Origin of the sequence: Acidicapsa dinghuensis, assembly GCF_025685685.1 — a bacterium.
Taxonomy (GTDB): domain Bacteria; phylum Acidobacteriota; class Terriglobia; order Terriglobales; family Acidobacteriaceae; genus Acidicapsa; species Acidicapsa dinghuensis.
The window spans coordinates 1,121,356-1,135,632 of the sequence record NZ_JAGSYH010000002.1 but is presented as its reverse complement, the minus strand read 5'-3'; the positions used below and the strand labels follow the sequence as shown (position 1 = coordinate 1,135,632).

Annotated in this window: 11 protein-coding genes; 8 read left to right on the top strand and 3 right to left on the bottom strand. The window is 58.5% G+C overall.

Annotated features, from left to right (window positions below; genetic code table 11):
* Window positions 1-80: 80 nt before the first annotated feature.
* Window positions 81-1,244, bottom strand: a complete 1,164-nt coding sequence (locus tag OHL22_RS08335) for an isoaspartyl peptidase/L-asparaginase (RefSeq protein WP_317890889.1) — start codon at window positions 1,242-1,244, stop codon at window positions 81-83.
* 214 nt (window positions 1,245-1,458) lie between these two features.
* Window positions 1,459-2,016, bottom strand: a complete 558-nt coding sequence (locus tag OHL22_RS08330; protein WP_263335353.1) for an RNA polymerase sigma factor — start codon at window positions 2,014-2,016, stop codon at window positions 1,459-1,461.
* 979 nt (window positions 2,017-2,995) lie between these two features.
* Between OHL22_RS08330 and OHL22_RS08325 the strand changes: the two genes are divergently transcribed.
* The 4 genes from OHL22_RS08325 (at window position 2,996) to OHL22_RS08310 (ending at window position 7,186) form a co-directional block, all read left to right on the top strand.
* Window positions 2,996-3,673 (top strand): helix-turn-helix domain-containing protein, encoded by a 678-nt coding sequence (locus OHL22_RS08325; protein WP_263335351.1) that lies wholly within the window; start codon window positions 2,996-2,998, stop codon window positions 3,671-3,673.
* A gap of 55 nt (window positions 3,674-3,728) precedes the next feature.
* Window positions 3,729-3,953 carry a hypothetical protein gene (locus tag OHL22_RS08320; protein ID WP_263335350.1) on the top strand — a complete coding sequence of 75 codons (225 nt, stop codon included), beginning with the start codon at window positions 3,729-3,731 and terminating at the stop codon, window positions 3,951-3,953.
* Between the two features lie 38 nt (window positions 3,954-3,991).
* A complete protein-coding gene (locus OHL22_RS08315) occupies window positions 3,992-5,002 on the top strand; it encodes a Gfo/Idh/MocA family protein (RefSeq protein WP_263335348.1) in 1,011 nt (336 codons plus the stop codon).
* Window positions 5,003-5,785: 783 nt separating this feature from the next.
* Window positions 5,786-7,186: a deoxyribodipyrimidine photo-lyase gene (locus OHL22_RS08310; RefSeq protein WP_263335346.1), complete on the top strand. Its 1,401-nt coding sequence runs from the start codon at window positions 5,786-5,788 to the stop codon at window positions 7,184-7,186.
* Window positions 7,187-7,627: 441 nt separating this feature from the next.
* Here OHL22_RS08310 and OHL22_RS08305 read toward each other — a convergent pair whose 3' ends face one another.
* A complete protein-coding gene (locus OHL22_RS08305) occupies window positions 7,628-8,689 on the bottom strand; it encodes an NAD(P)-dependent alcohol dehydrogenase (protein ID WP_263335344.1) in 1,062 nt (353 codons plus the stop codon).
* A 317-nt stretch (window positions 8,690-9,006) separates the two neighbouring features.
* Between OHL22_RS08305 and OHL22_RS08300 the strand changes: the two genes are divergently transcribed.
* The 4 genes from OHL22_RS08300 (at window position 9,007) to OHL22_RS08285 (ending at window position 14,186) form a co-directional block, all read left to right on the top strand.
* Window positions 9,007-10,065, top strand: a complete 1,059-nt coding sequence (locus tag OHL22_RS08300) for a class I SAM-dependent methyltransferase (RefSeq protein ID WP_263335341.1) — start codon at window positions 9,007-9,009, stop codon at window positions 10,063-10,065.
* 147 nt (window positions 10,066-10,212) lie between these two features.
* The gene (locus tag OHL22_RS08295; protein ID WP_263335339.1) at window positions 10,213-11,109 is read left to right on the top strand and encodes an AraC family transcriptional regulator; all 897 of its coding nucleotides are present in this window, start codon (window positions 10,213-10,215) and stop codon (window positions 11,107-11,109) included.
* A gap of 60 nt (window positions 11,110-11,169) precedes the next feature.
* On the top strand, window positions 11,170-11,496 hold the full coding sequence (locus tag OHL22_RS08290; protein ID WP_263335335.1) for a UPF0175 family protein: 327 nt from the start codon (window positions 11,170-11,172) through the stop codon (window positions 11,494-11,496).
* A 227-nt stretch (window positions 11,497-11,723) separates the two neighbouring features.
* Window positions 11,724-14,186, top strand: a complete 2,463-nt coding sequence (locus OHL22_RS08285; protein WP_263335334.1) for an ADOP family duplicated permease — start codon at window positions 11,724-11,726, stop codon at window positions 14,184-14,186.
* Window positions 14,187-14,277 lie beyond the last annotated feature (91 nt).

The window sequence follows — 14,277 nt, the reverse complement described above, 5'->3', positions numbered from 1 at the left end:
GTATTCAAACACCACACGCGGACTGAAGGTCCGCCTCATCCCGCCCAGAACCCTCTATGCCATCGTCGCTGTACCCTGCCTCACGACGCTGTTTCGATCGTAAGCCCTACCCGCAGCCCTTGCTTTGTAGCGATACCCCACGCCATATGCGGCGTGTTGTGAGCAAAGCCGAACCGGCCGTCTGGGCCGAGAAGGATGATGCCTCCATGACCGCCGAGGCGATTGAAGAGATAATCGATCGCTTCGCGCGCAGCAACTGCCGGAGCCACTTGCTGGGCCACGCGGTCACAAGCCCACTTGCCCAGCACGAGCTTCATGATCGGCTCTCCCCATCCGGTCAGTGAGACGGCCGCGGACGCGTTATCCGCGTAACAGCCGCAGCCGATGAGCGAGCTGTCGCCCACGCGGCCCGGCGTCTTGTTCAGAGTGCCGCCCGTGGAGGTGCCCGCTGCAAGCTTGCCATACTGATCCAGCGCCACAGCGCCCACAGTGTCATGAGACAAGGAACCAGACTGCGCGCCCGCAGGGGTCTCGGGGCTTTTGTCATCCTGAGCCAGAGGACCGCTGAAGGTGATATCGGCGAGACCGGCGGCCAGACGAGCCTGTGCCTCTTTGAGCCGCTCGCGCTCGCGGTCGAGCACGAGCTCTTCGTTGTCGATGAGGCGCATGCCGTGGCTTGCGGCGAAGACCTCCGCTCCTGCGCCTACGAAGTAGACATGGGGACTCTTATCCAGCACCAGACGGGCTGCCTGTATGGGATTGCGGATGTGCTCGACGCAGGCGACGCCGCCAGCGCGAAGCGTGGCCCCATCCATGAGCAGTGCATCCAGCTGCACGCGGCCATCGGAGGTGAGAAAGCTGCCACGGCCCGCGTCGAATGTCGGATCGTCTTCAAGAACGGTGACGGCGGCTTCGACAGCATCGGTAGCCGTGCCGCCCCAGTTGAGAATCGCATAGCCGGTTTCGAGTGCGCGCCTGACACCGCGCTCGTGATCTTCGGCCATTTCCGTAGGGATGGCCCAAGCTCCCCCATGAACCAGCAGCGTGGGTTTGGCGCGGGCAAACATAGTCGTCGAACCAAGGTCAGAAAAATCGTTCTCTTCGAAAGGTGATTCGCTTTCCCGCTTCGTGTCATGCCCTGCTGAAGCATCTATGCCAAGCGCAGGTGAGCAGTCCCCTCGAAGAAAGCGAAAGGATACTCCTTGTCGAATACGTTGTCGCCCTACCTTGGTACGAAAGCTCACAAAAATCTCCGGGGAAACCGATCCGTCAACGGCAATGCAAGGATACAAGGGCCTGGATGAATCCACGAACGCGGCCTGTATCACAAGGTGAAGTTGTATCGCATAGATTGAACCCGAATTCTTTTCGGAATTGTTTCTTTTGATCACGAAGAAAAGCCCCGGAGACCGTCGAGTCTCCGGGGGCTTTGCCGGGGGAGGGCCGTTTGTTGGAAGGTTAGCTTGTGATCACCAGCAGCTCTGCGTTGACCAGTAGTTCCGTAAGCCTGTCGATGGCGTCAGGCAGCTTGTTGCAAACCGACCGCACGCTTATACCCACGAGGCTGGCTGTCTCTGCGTGTGTGTACTCCTGCAGAAGAATGCGGCTGATAAGTTTGCGGTCGAGTGGTGAGAGCCGGTTCAGGCACCGCTCCACATCGAGTACAAAAATCAATGCATCTTCAAAGGTGCGGATGCGGCGGCTTGAAACCCAGCCGCGCCCGACCGGATCGCCGAGGATATTGGGAGCGCGGCCCACCTGCATGGACGCATACAGGTAACGGCGCAGCAGGCTTTCCGTGTGCTTGCGATAGAAGGCCCAGGAAGTATGAGGCCCAGACGCTAGAGGCTTCGATGACTCGACCTCCGCAGGCTTCGATTGCGGCGCCGCGCCGCGTTGCAAATTCCCTGGCTGAGCCGATGCCTGCAGCGATGTAGTGAATGCAATCGGCCCAACCGGCCCAATGGGTCCGGAATGCCGTGCCGGCAGAAAAGGAAACTGCAGGGCCGCGCTCATTGAGCACCGCCTTTTGCCAAAGCGGCTGCCGGTTCCTGCTTACGGACGCTCGCATGACGCGAAGCAAGAGACCATATGCCAGCGACGGGCTTGCGTGGCGGCGTAGTCATGCTCCACGAGCCGGAAGAGGTAGCGCGATGATGGCGGCTCTGGCTGTTGAAGGCCGAAGCAGGGCTGTTGCTGGCGGTGGAATTCCGCGTCGTATCCTCGACCGCATGAACGGTCGGCAGGATGGCTTTTCTCGGTCGGCCACGGCGTTTTCTGCTCTGTGGCGCGGGAAATTCCTGGAAACGCCGGTCACACGAAACACAATAAACACCGGCCTCAAACTGAGAGCGGTACCACAAGCAACCGCATCCCTCGCAAACTTTCAAGTGCACGCGCAAATCCATGACTGATTCTCCGAAGTGCGTCTTCTCTCGCGTCCAGATCGGTAATTCGACCGGCGACTCCATCCGGTCGGATTGCCCACCGCGAGCAAATTTGCAACCAGCAAAGTCCGTGCCGGTTTCTTATGCCCGGCTGGGGGATGGACCTCGTTCGTTGCTGCCGTTTTGTCATGTCTGTGACGCACAGATCCTGGAAACTCAAATCCTGGATACCTTGCTTGCGAGAGAAAGACACGGAGCCCTCGACCTGTAATGACCAGCAGCACAACGTGCAATATGACTCCTGGTTCATGTAATCCACTACAGGCAATTTGAGTTCCAGATTTTTCCACCGCCAGTAATTTGAGAAAGTGAACTTAATCTACGTGTCGGGGTGTAATGCGTCAACGATGCGTACGTGGATCGTTGCGATTCCTTGCATGGGTGACGGCATAGGCTCACGGTATCCCCATTTCTGGCGATTCTGCGATTTCCCTGCGCAATGTTCCACTTAGCTTTCTTATTGCCGTCCGCGAACTTTCCACATGGACTTTGGTCAGTTGCACGAGCGAATTCGGCTGGAGGTCTTGCGCCGAATCAGCAAGGGCACGATGAGCGTGTCGCTTTTGGCACGCCAGACGGGGCTCGGGCAGCCTCATGTCTCAAACTTTCTCCGCCAGCACCGCCGGCTCTCGCTCGATGCGCTGGACTTGGTGCTCGATGCGCTGCGGATGCGAGTCGAAGATCTCTTCCCAAGACCGAGGGAGGCAAGTGCGCACAAAACGGACCGGCTTGAGACCGTGCCGGTGGTGCCCTCATACGTCGCCATGCACGACGCATATATACGCGCGAGCAGCTTGCAATGGGAGCTGAAGCTGGCCCGCGAACTGCTCGGGACAGGAGAAACGCGGTGCTCCAATTTTCGCAGGAGCTGGGATCGCTACGTCGCCGTGCAGGTCAATGCCGAGGAGGCGCGCGGGATGGCTCCCGTCGTGATGCCGGGCGCAATCGTGGTCCTGGACCGGCAGTATCTGGTCTTCGATCCCATACGCGAAGGCGAAGTAAATCTGTACGCTGTACGACGGATGGCGCAGCGGCGCGAGTCGCGGACGAGGGAGGCGCAGTTGTCGATCCGGCACGGTATGGCGCTGGGGGACGTTGCGGTCCTGCTCGGCCACGCGGGCAGCGCGGATGCGGAACTGATCCGGCTCGGCGAGGAGACAATCCTCGAAGAGCTGCTGGTCGGGCGCGTGGTAGCAGTCCTGCAAACAACCATCGAGCGGGAGTAGCAGGCGGTTGCTAAGGCCAAAGGCAGGTTTGGTAGCATCGGCTTTGGAGGATGGCATGGAAGCAATTGGAAATGGCGGTCTGGGCGCTCGGCGGAACGAAGACATCGCACTGGATCTGTTGAAGTTTGTGGCTGGATCGACCGGGTTTGGCCGGCCAACGACGCCTTCGGCTGGATTCAGCGGGACGGCTGCCCCGAAACTCGAGGAGCAGGTCAATCAGTTACTCGATCTCTACAGCCGCTGCCTGCACGTCGTCGATGGCAAGGAAGTGAAAGCATAGCGCCGGAAGACCATTCCGGAGCTGCATCGACGCTGCGCGTGGCCGTCGCCGGTACCGGCGCCTTCGGGCGCAATCATCTGCGCGTCTATCGCGAGCTGACGGATCAGGGCGTCACGCTGGCCGCTGCAATTGAGGCCGATGCCGCGCGCGCAGCCGAAGTCGAAGAGCAATACGGCATTCCAGTCTTTGCAAGCGTAGGCGCCGCGCTAAGCGCGGATCTGCATCTCGACGCGGCCTCGGTCGCAGTGCCCACAGTCCACCACGCAGCCGTCGCAAGTGAGCTGCTCAAAGCTGGCGTCGACTGCCTGGTCGAAAAGCCGATTGCCGGAACGCTGCCGGAAGCCGACGCGCTGATCGCCACAGCGGCGCACAACAAGCGCATACTGCAGGTCGGCCACTTGGAGCGCTTCAACCCCGCCGTAGTCGCCATGGAGCCGAAGCTGACGCGGCCCATGTTCTTCGAAACGCACCGCCTGAGCGTCTTCACGCCGCGCAGCCTCGACGTCGACGTCGTTCTCGACCTCATGATCCACGACCTCGACGTCGTTCTGGCATTTTCCAAATCGCATGTAAAAGAAGTGCGCGCCGTAGGCCTGCCCGTACTCTCCGAAAAGGTCGACATAGCCAACGTGCGCGTCGAGTTCGAGTCCGGCTGCGTCGCAAACTTCACAGCTTCACGCGTCTCGACAGAGCGCGTACGCAAGCTACGCTTCTTCGAGCCGCGCCAGTACGTGTCGATCGACTACGCGCGCCGCGATGTACTCGTGATCGCAGTCGATCCCGAGTTCTCAATCGAAAAGGCAATGGCTCTCGGCGCCGCCTCAGGCTTCCAGGACGGCCTGCCGGGCCTGTCATTCACTAAGCCGGAGATAGTACCCGGCGAGCCCCTGCGGCTCGAAATCGAGTCCTTCCTCCACGCCGTACGAACAAGACAAAAGCCCCGCGTAACCGGCGAGCAAGCCCGCGAAGCCCTCGCCCTCGCCCTCGAAATCCAGCGCGGCATGGCGGAGCATGCGAAGAGAGCGGGATTAGGAGACTTCTTTCGTTGACTCAAGATGAGGTTTTTCAAATAGCGAAGAATCTATGATCCACTCCGCAGAAGAGTTTGCATCACTCAGGTCTAGTAAGAATCCCGAGGAGTATTTACGCGCAGCTAGAGATGAAGCTCCTATCACCGTCTGGTTAGATGTCATTTCAAAATTTCCTGATATGCGAAAGTGGGTCGCGCATAACAGGACGATACCTCTGGATATTCTAGAGATTCTACAAAAGGATGCTGATCCTGAGGTGAGAGCTTGCGTCGCGACAAAGAACAAGCTTTCACTAGAACTCTTCTCTCTTTTGGCAGATGACCCATCTTATGAAGTTCGCGCTCGGCTTGTGCGTAATCGCAAGGTTCCCTCAGAGATTCTTCTCAAACTAGAACAAGATCCCGATCCAATGATTTCGCTTGTGGCACGGACACGTCGGACGGGCTCGTATTGCGACCAAAGCTAACTTCAAATCACTGTTCTCATTTCATCCAATCGCCGGGTGCCCCATATCTCGAAGAGATGTGGGACCAAATTCACGCCCCAGCGTGAACCGGAGGGAGCAGCAGCCTTCAGGCTGCTGAATTCAAGGCCAAACATAGAAGTGGCTTCAGCCACGGGCCTCGGAAACCAATCCTTCAACCCGAGTCCTCACGCAAACTCCAGAAGACCCTGCAGTGATGAGATAAAGATTGCAGCCCGATTGTTTCGTGCAATCAGAACAGAGCAGTAAAAGGCCTGTTTGCGGACAGGTTCGATGCCGTCGTGTCGCTACGATAAAGCTTTCGGTTGGAGAAATGAATGGCGCAGAAACTACCCGCAGCATTGCAGGAGATCGCCAACGACAAGCGCGTCCAGATGCGGCGCGGCGGCGAGCCGCGAGCGGACGGCAAATGCGTCGTCTACTGGATGCAGCACGCCCAGCGCGCACTCGACAACCCAGCTCTCGAAGCGGCCATCGCCTGCGGCAACGCACTGGGACTGCCCGTAATCGCCGCGTTCTTCGTCATCTCCAATTACCCGAATGCCAACTACCGCCATTACTACTTCCTGCAGCAAGGCCTGCACGATGTTGCCGAAGAGATGTCCGAGCGCGGCGTAGCATTCGCAGTGCGACGGCCAGGCGACGGCGATTCGCTCGAGGCCTTCCTCGAAGAAGTAAACGCAGCCATGCTCATCGGCGACGAAAACGTCTGCCGCGAGCCCGAGCGATGGCGCAAAGTGCTCGCAGGCAAGCTCAAAATTCCCTATCTCACCGTCGATGCCGACGTAGTTGTTCCCTCCGCCATCTTCGGCAAAACCTACGTTCTGCTCCATCACTTCCGGCCTCATCTCAAACGAGCGTTGCCCGAGTACCTGAAGCCAATAAAAAAAGTGAAGCCCGATTACGAGTGGAATAAAAAGCTCAAAAGCTATTCCCTGAAGAAAGACATCACAGAGGGCTTCAACAAACTCGACCGCACCGTCGCCCCCGCAGATACCTTCACCGGCGGAACAAAGGCCGCCCTCAAGCGCCTGCGCCGCTTCACCCATTCGCAGCTCGCAAATTACGACGAACAGCGCAATCATCCGGAGCTCGATGGCACCAGCCAGATGTCCCCGTATCTGCACTACGGACACATCTCCCCGCTAACGATCGCACTCGCCATCGAAGACGCCGTCACAGAAAACAAAGCAACGCGTGACGAGGCCGACAAATACCTCGACGAGCTGATCGGCTGGCGCGAGCTGTCGGTCCTCTTCTGCAAGCACAACCCCAACTACGACAACTGGGAGTGCGCCGAACCATGGGCGCGCAAAACGCTCATCGAGCACGCAGGAGACAAGCGTCCGTGGCTCTACACGCTGCAGCAGTTGGAGCGCGCGGAAACCCACGATGAGCTATGGAACGCCGCGCAGCGGCAGATGACGCGCGACGGATGGATGCACAACTACATGCGCATGTACTGGGCAAAAAAAATCCTCGAGTGGTCGCCCAACCCCGCAAAGGCCTTCGAATGGGCCGTCATGCTCAACGACAAATACGAGCTCGACGGTCGCGATCCCAACGGCTACTCAGGCATCGCATGGGCCATCGTCGGCAAGCATGACAGGCCATGGTTCGACCGCCCGGTCTTCGGCCTCATCCGCTACATGTCCGGCGAATCAACCGGAAAGAAGTTTGATTCGAAGCGATATACGGCGATGTATCCAGCAGATTAATTGGCGATACAGTTTTACCCTGTGCGAATAAGTTCCAGGCCTCATCCATGAGACCTGGAACTCCACTCTCAATTAGCCCTTGAGGCAGGTGCCGGGTGCCGGGTGCCCCGGTCTCGACTCTGAGACCGGGCAACCACCTCCGCTCGCACCACCACAGTCCAGCTCTTGCTTTTGTCTTTGTAGTTGCTTTTCTTGTCTGTCATTCCCCTCAGGGGAATCTGCTTCTCCCTGAAGAGGCGCCCACCACGCGTCAATGCGCCAAAGGCGCATCTCATACCAGCCCAGGGCAAAGCCAGCCTGACGAACGTCAGGCGCGACGCCCTGGGTTGAGATCCCCCAATAACCCATGCGGGCTGAAGGCCCGCCTCATACCCATATACCGTCTGGTGCTGCGTGAATGGAGCCCAGACCTCGAAAACGAGGCCCGGGCTCATCTCTCACTTACCCCTTCAGGCTAGCCATGTCGATCACAAAGCGGTACTTCACATCGCTCTTGAGCATGCGGTCGTAAGCTTCGTTGATCTTCTGAATCGGAATAATTTCGATATCGCTGACGATGTTGTGCTTGCCGCAGAAGTCGAGCATCTCCTGCGTCTCTGCAATACCGCCAATGGCCGACCCTGAGTAGCTGCGGCGTCCAAAGATGAGGTTAAAGGCCGCGACAGGCAGCGGCTTTTGCGGCGCGCCAACAGTGCACAGCGTACCATCCACCTTAAGCAGACTGAGATAAGCGTTCACATCATGCTCAGCCGAAACGCAATCGAGGATGAAGTCAAACGACCATGCATGCTTCGCCATCTCATCCGCATTCTTGCTGATCACCACTTCATCCGCGCCGAGGCGCTTGCCGTCTTCCACCTTGTTGGCCGAGGTCGTAAACAGCACAGTGTGCGCGCCGAGAGCATGAGAAAACTTCACACCCATGTGGCCAAGTCCACCGAGTCCAATAATGCCAACCTTCTTCCCCGGACCCGCCTTCCAGTGATGCAGCGGTGAATACGTCGTGATGCCCGCGCACAGCAGCGGCGCGGTCGCGGCCAGATCAAGATTCTCAGGCACATTCAGCACAAAGCGCTGATCGACGACGATCGAATCGGAATAACCGCCATAGGTGACCTTGCCCGTGTGCTTGTCCGGCGAGTTATAGGTGAGCGTCATGCCCTGAATGCAGAACATCTCCATGTCTGCCTTGCACAGAGGACAGACGCCGCAGGAGTCGACCATACAGCCAGTCGCCACCGTGTCGCCCACCTTGAACTTCTTCACCTCTGAGCCGACGGCAGTGACACGGCCAACGATCTCATGGCCGGGAACCAAGGGATAGGTCGTAGGCGCGAAGTCGTGCCATTCGTCGCGGGATTGATGCAGATCGGAGTGGCATACACCGCAGAAGAGGATTTCAAAGGCCACATCGTTTGGGCCCGGAGTGCGGCGCTCGAAATTCCATGGGCCGAGTGGAGTGGTGGCAGACTGAGCAGCAAAAGCTTTCGCTGGAGTAGACATACTGAAAATTCTCCTTGTGACAGGCTTTGCCCTCAGGTGTCGCGCAATGGCCGGGGAATTCCGGCGGGCATTCAGTCACGAATTACATCAGAACGCACGAGGGGCAAGTTGCGCCATATCTGAAATTGCCTGTTTCTTGCCTGATTCTCCAGATCCTTTCTTTGCCGATTCGTGCGATTCGTGGGCGAAGGCTATAATTCCACCGCCTGCCGATGACATGAATTTGCGGTAACAAGCAGTTGGCATCCAGATGACGGCCGCAACAAGATGGGTGTGCCATGCGGGTACGAAGGATTGCATGAAAGGAGTCTTTAATCATGGCGATTGACATGGATAAGCTGCATGAACTTCTGGGGAAAGCGGTTGTCGATTTCGGCGCGACGTTTCACGCTGCGCTCGCGCGGGTGGGAGACAAGCTCGGGTTGTACAAGGCGCTGGCAGCGGGCGGACCGCAGACCGCCGCGGAGCTGGCGGAACGCACAGGCACCAAAGAACGGTATGTCCGGGAATGGCTGTGCAACCAGGCGGCCGGCGGATATGTGACCTATGACAGCGCGGCAGAGAAGTTCTATCTAAGTGAAGAACAGGCATTCACGCTTGCGAACGAAGATAGTCCCGCATTTCTGCCGGGGATGTTCCAGGTGGCGCTGGCGGCGGTGAAGGCAGAAGAGCAGATCACGGAACGGTTCAAGACAGGCGAAGGGTTGGGGTGGCACGAGCATCATCCGGAATTGTTCATTGGCACGGAGCGATTCTTCCGTCCTGGCTATGCAGCAAATCTGATCAGTTCGTGGATTCCGGCGCTTGAAGGCGTCGAGGAGAAGCTGCAGCAGGGAGCCACTGTGGCGGACGTCGGTTGCGGCCTGGGAGCATCGACGATTCTGATGGCAAAGTCGTATCCGAAATCGAATTTCTTCGGATTTGACTACCACGACAAATCCATCGAAACAGCAAGGCAGCGCGCGAAAGATGCGGGTGTCGGAGACCGCATTGAATTCAAGATAGCCAAGGCAAAGGAGTATCCCGGCAACGACTACGACTTTGTGACCTTTTTCGATTGTCTCCACGACATGGGCGATCCCGCGGGCGCCGCGGCGCATGTCCGCAGCACGATGAAGAAAGATGGCACATGGATGATTGTCGAGCCATGCGCGGGAGACAAGCTGGAGGACAACCTGCATCCGATCGGACGCGCGTTTTATGGAGCGTCCACCTTGTTATGCACGCCGGCTTCATTGTCGCAGGAGGTCGGGCTGGCGCTGGGCGCACAGGCGGGAGAAAAACGATTGCGCCATGTGGTTGCCGAGGGTGGATTCACGCATTTCCGCAAAGCCGTGCAGACGCCGTTCAATCTGATTTTCGAAGCAAGACAATAAAACACCGCCGAGGCTCGCGGAGACGGCTGTGGCCGGTTGGTAGAAGCCGGCTACGGCCTTCCCGGCCGTGCGCCCATGATTCAGCATGAGAAATCGGAATGCAATAGGCTGGAATACATGGACGGACTGGAGAAACACCGGCGCAGAATGGCAGAGCTGTTGCGCCAGATGGCCACGCAGGACGGTATACGCGAGTCCCTGCTGGACGGGGTGAAATTGTTACGGGCAGGTTGCGCCACAAAGCGGATTCCGGTGATGTATGAGCCCTGCATCGTGATTGTGGCGCAGGGAAGAAAACGTGGTTATCTGGGCGATCAGCGGTTTGTCTATGACTCCAGGCACTATCTCACGCTCACCGTGCCGCTGCCCTTTGAGTGCTCGACCGAAATGGCCGAGGATGGGCCATTTCTCGGAATCGGCATTCGGATCGATCTGTCCGTCTTAAGCGAGCTGACCATGAAGCTCGGGACAGCAGGACGCAATGCCATGGGAACAGGTGAAAGCAGCGTCACGGCGACAGAGATCGACGAGGCGCTGAGTGACGCCGCCGTGCGGCTGCTCGAGTGCATACAGTCCCCCGTCGATGCGGCAGTCCTTGGACCGCAGATAGTGCGGGAGATTATCTATCGCGTGCTGCAAGGCCGGCGCGGCGGCGCACTGCACGCGCTGCTGGAGATGAATGGCACTAAGCTGCAGATGCACCGCATTCTGCACAAGATGCATTCGGAGTACACCCGTCGGTTCGAAGTGCCCGAGCTCGCCTCGGATGCAGGCATGAGCGTCTCGGCCCTGCATCACCACTTCAAAGAAGTCACAGGAAGCTCGCCGCTGCAATATCTGAAAACAGTGCGCCTGCACAAAGCGCGCATGCTCATGGTGCAGGAATCGCTGCCCGTGGCGCTCGCCGCCGATCGAGTCGGATACGAGAGCGCCTCCCAGTTCAGCCGCGAGTTCAAGCGCCTCTTCGGCTATTCACCAGTAGACGAAACCCAGCGCCTGCGAACTGCGTTTGGAGTCGTGACGAGCGATTTACGGGTGAGCTGAAGCGCCTCTCTACTGGTCGGATTTATGGACTTGGCACAGTGAACAGACTACCCTTTGGATATGCAGGTAACGCTAGAAATTCCGGAAGACTTTGCGCAAAAGCTTGTGGCGCAAGGACAGTATCCTTCGCGCGCGGCATTGGAGGCCGTTGCGCTTGAGGGATACCGCTCTGGAGTTTTATCCGCTTTCCAGGCGCGTTGCATGCTGGGATTTACGACACGGTATGAGTTCGATGGTTTTTTAAAGGCTCATAACGTGTGGGAGCATGCGTATGGTCTTGAAGATCTCGAACAGGACCGCGCGGACTTATCGACTTTCGAACCGCTCTCGCAAAGCTCGAAACAACAAACTTTCGCCTCTCAGCTTCGATGCGAAATGAGTTCCTGAAGAGAAATCCGTAGTCGATAGACTTCCGGTGGCCATGCCGGCGCATACGAAATCGGCGATTGACATCAGCCCATTCAGTTGATATCAACATAAAGTCCGGTCAGGCAGCTTCCAGAAGCTGCCCGAATAAGCTTGTCACAAATTTCTTCCCCTTATATGACGGCGGAGCTATAACGGCAAAGCAACGCTTCGGAGCGAAACGTTGGAGCCAAACATTGGAGATTGACATGGGCTTTCTGCGGGATCTTAAGATTGCGGTTCGTTCGCTGGCGCGCGTGCCGGCAGTGTGGGTAACGGTAGCGCTGACGCTCGCATTGGGCATCGGCGCCAATGCAGCCATCTTCAGCGTAGTGCGTGGAGTGCTGCTGAAGCCGCTCGCAAATCGCGATGAGGACCGTCTGCTCTACGTACGTCAGAGCGCCCCCGGACTGCACGAGGCAAATACAGACTTTTCGATACCCGAGATTGCCGACCTCAGCAAAGGGCTGAAGACCATCTCGCAGGTAGGCACTTTTTCCGAGATCGATTTCACCATCGTTGGCTTGGGAACCCCGCGCGAAGTACCTGCCGGCGTCGTCGATGGAAACTACTTCCAGGTAATGGGATTGCGGCCGGTTCTGGGACGCCTGCTCGGTCCCGGAGATGATGGCCCGAACGCACAGGGCGCGGTCGTGCTGACATACAAGTTCTGGAAGACCTCGCTGCATTCAGACCCGAATGTTCTGGGCAAAGTAGTGCGCCTTGAGAGCACCATGGGCGCCCGGAACGCGACAATTGTCGGCGTCCTGGAGCCTTCGGTTCCCTATCCCGTCGCAACCGAAATCATCGCCAACGTCGTGACCAGCCCGCATCACCTCTCGGCAACAATGGTGCAGGGACGCGAGCACCGCATGACCGAGATATTCGCCCGGCTCGCGCCGAATGCAACGCTGGAGCAGGCACGCGCAGAGCTGACCGCAACAGACGAAGCCATGATGAAGTCGTATCCGGAGATTTACAAGCCGGATTATCACTACACGATCGCTGTCACGCGCATGCATGACCAGATCAACTCCCGCGCCAACATGATTCTCTGGGTGCTGTTCGCTGCTTCGGGGCTGCTGTTCGTAATCGCCTGCTCCAACGTGGCAAATCTCGTGCTCGCGCGCACAGTACGCCGCGAGGCCGAGCTGGCAGTACGTTCAGCGCTGGGCGCAACAACCGCTGCGCTGCGCCGGTCGCTGCTCGCCGAGAGCCTCGTGCTCTGCGTAAGCGGAGTAGCCGCTGCCCTCTTGCTCGCGTGGCCCATGGTCAGGGTGCTGGGCAAGTATGCCGCGCGGTTCTCCGTGCGCGCCGACGGCCTCACACTCGATGCAAGCCTCGTATGGTTTGGCGTCGCGCTGGCTCTGGCGGCTGCATTTTTCCTGGCCTACATTCCGCGGCTGCCCGCACAAGACGCACTGCGCAGCGCGGGACTCGCCGCGGTCGGCGGCAAAGTGACCAGCGGCAGCAACCGCAAGCTGCGCACCTTCGCGGTAGCGCAGATTACAGCCTCGTTCCTCTTGCTCGCCGGTGCAGCAGTTCTGCTGCGCACCCTCTACGAGCTGGAGCAGGTGCAACCCCCGTTCGACACGGCAAAGGTACTCGCAGTCAATCTGCCCGTCCTCTCCTATGGCAAGACCCCCGAGCAGGTGCAGCAGTTCTATCGCGACGTCAAACAGCGCGTCGGCGATCTGCCCGGAGTTGAAAATGTAGCAACCGGCTTCAGCGTTCCGTGGCGCGATGGGCAGGCACTCAACATTCAGTTCGCCTTTGCCGTCGATGGAGCGAAACAGCTCAACGGTAAAGCGGACTGGCGAGCGAATTTCCGCTCCGTATCGCCAAACTTCTTCGGCACGCTCGGCATGCCCCTCATCGAGGGCCGCGACTTCCGCGACTCCGACCGCGACGGCACAGAAAAAGTTGTCATCATCAACCAGAGCCTCGCAAAGACCCTGTTTCCAGGGCAGGAAGCACTCAACCGCGAGCTCAGATGGACCGATGGCGTAATGAAGTTCATCGGCATCGGCTATGAGCCGCGCAGAATCGTCGGCATCGTACCCGACCTCGACGACGAAAACATCATCCCTAACCCCGGCATGACCATCTATCAACCCTCCGATCAGGAGGGATGGAGCGGTCGGCTGTTCGTCCGCACCAAGGCCGATCCCTACACCATGGTGCCGCAGATCACCCAGACCATTCACTCGATGAATCAGGACCAGCCCATCGAGCGCGCCAGCACCCTCGGAGATATTCGCGCCGAAGTACTCACGCCTGACAAGCTCAATGCTGTAGTCTTCGGCGGATTCGCCGCCGTCGCGCTGCTCATCTCCGTCGTCGGCGTCGCCGGCGTGCTCGCCTTCTCCGTAAGCAGCCGCACGCGCGAGTTCGGCATACGCATGGCCATGGGCGCGCAGCCAAAAGACATTCTTACCAATGTCCTAAGCGAGGGCATAACCATGGCAACCATCGGAGTAGCCGTCGGCGTAGTGACCGGCTTCGCGGCAGCCCAGATCGTAGCGCGCTACGTAGCAGGAATTCAGCAGCCCGGATGGCTCGCCTTCGTTGTCTCCGCACTCGTGATTCTAAGCAGCGCCGTAATCGCCGCCGCAGTCCCCGCAATACGCGCAGCACGAGTCAACGCCGTAGAAGCACTCAGAGCCGAATAGCAACTACAGCAAAAGTTCATCATCCACTAATGCTTGTCACCCGCAAACGTTTGTCATCCTGAGCGCAGCGAAGGATTTGCTTTTGTCTTTG

What these genes read in the sequence shown, in the direction of transcription:
- OHL22_RS08330 (WP_263335353.1), bottom strand. Translation starts at nt 2,016, where the DNA reads ATGAGCGCGGCCCTGCAGTTTCCTTTTCTGCCGGCACGGCATTCCGGA.
- OHL22_RS08325 (WP_263335351.1), top strand. Translation starts at nt 2,996, where the DNA reads ATGAGCGTGTCGCTTTTGGCACGCCAGACGGGGCTCGGGCAGCCTCAT.
- OHL22_RS08320 (WP_263335350.1), top strand. Translation starts at nt 3,729, where the DNA reads ATGGAAGCAATTGGAAATGGCGGTCTGGGCGCTCGGCGGAACGAAGAC.
- OHL22_RS08310 (WP_263335346.1), top strand. Translation starts at nt 5,786, where the DNA reads ATGGCGCAGAAACTACCCGCAGCATTGCAGGAGATCGCCAACGACAAG.
- OHL22_RS08305 (WP_263335344.1), bottom strand. Translation starts at nt 8,689, where the DNA reads ATGTCTACTCCAGCGAAAGCTTTTGCTGCTCAGTCTGCCACCACTCCA.
- OHL22_RS08300 (WP_263335341.1), top strand. Translation starts at nt 9,007, where the DNA reads ATGGCGATTGACATGGATAAGCTGCATGAACTTCTGGGGAAAGCGGTT.
- OHL22_RS08295 (WP_263335339.1), top strand. Translation starts at nt 10,213, where the DNA reads ATGGCAGAGCTGTTGCGCCAGATGGCCACGCAGGACGGTATACGCGAG.
- OHL22_RS08290 (WP_263335335.1), top strand. Translation starts at nt 11,170, where the DNA reads ATGCAGGTAACGCTAGAAATTCCGGAAGACTTTGCGCAAAAGCTTGTG.
- OHL22_RS08285 (WP_263335334.1), top strand. Translation starts at nt 11,724, where the DNA reads ATGGGCTTTCTGCGGGATCTTAAGATTGCGGTTCGTTCGCTGGCGCGC.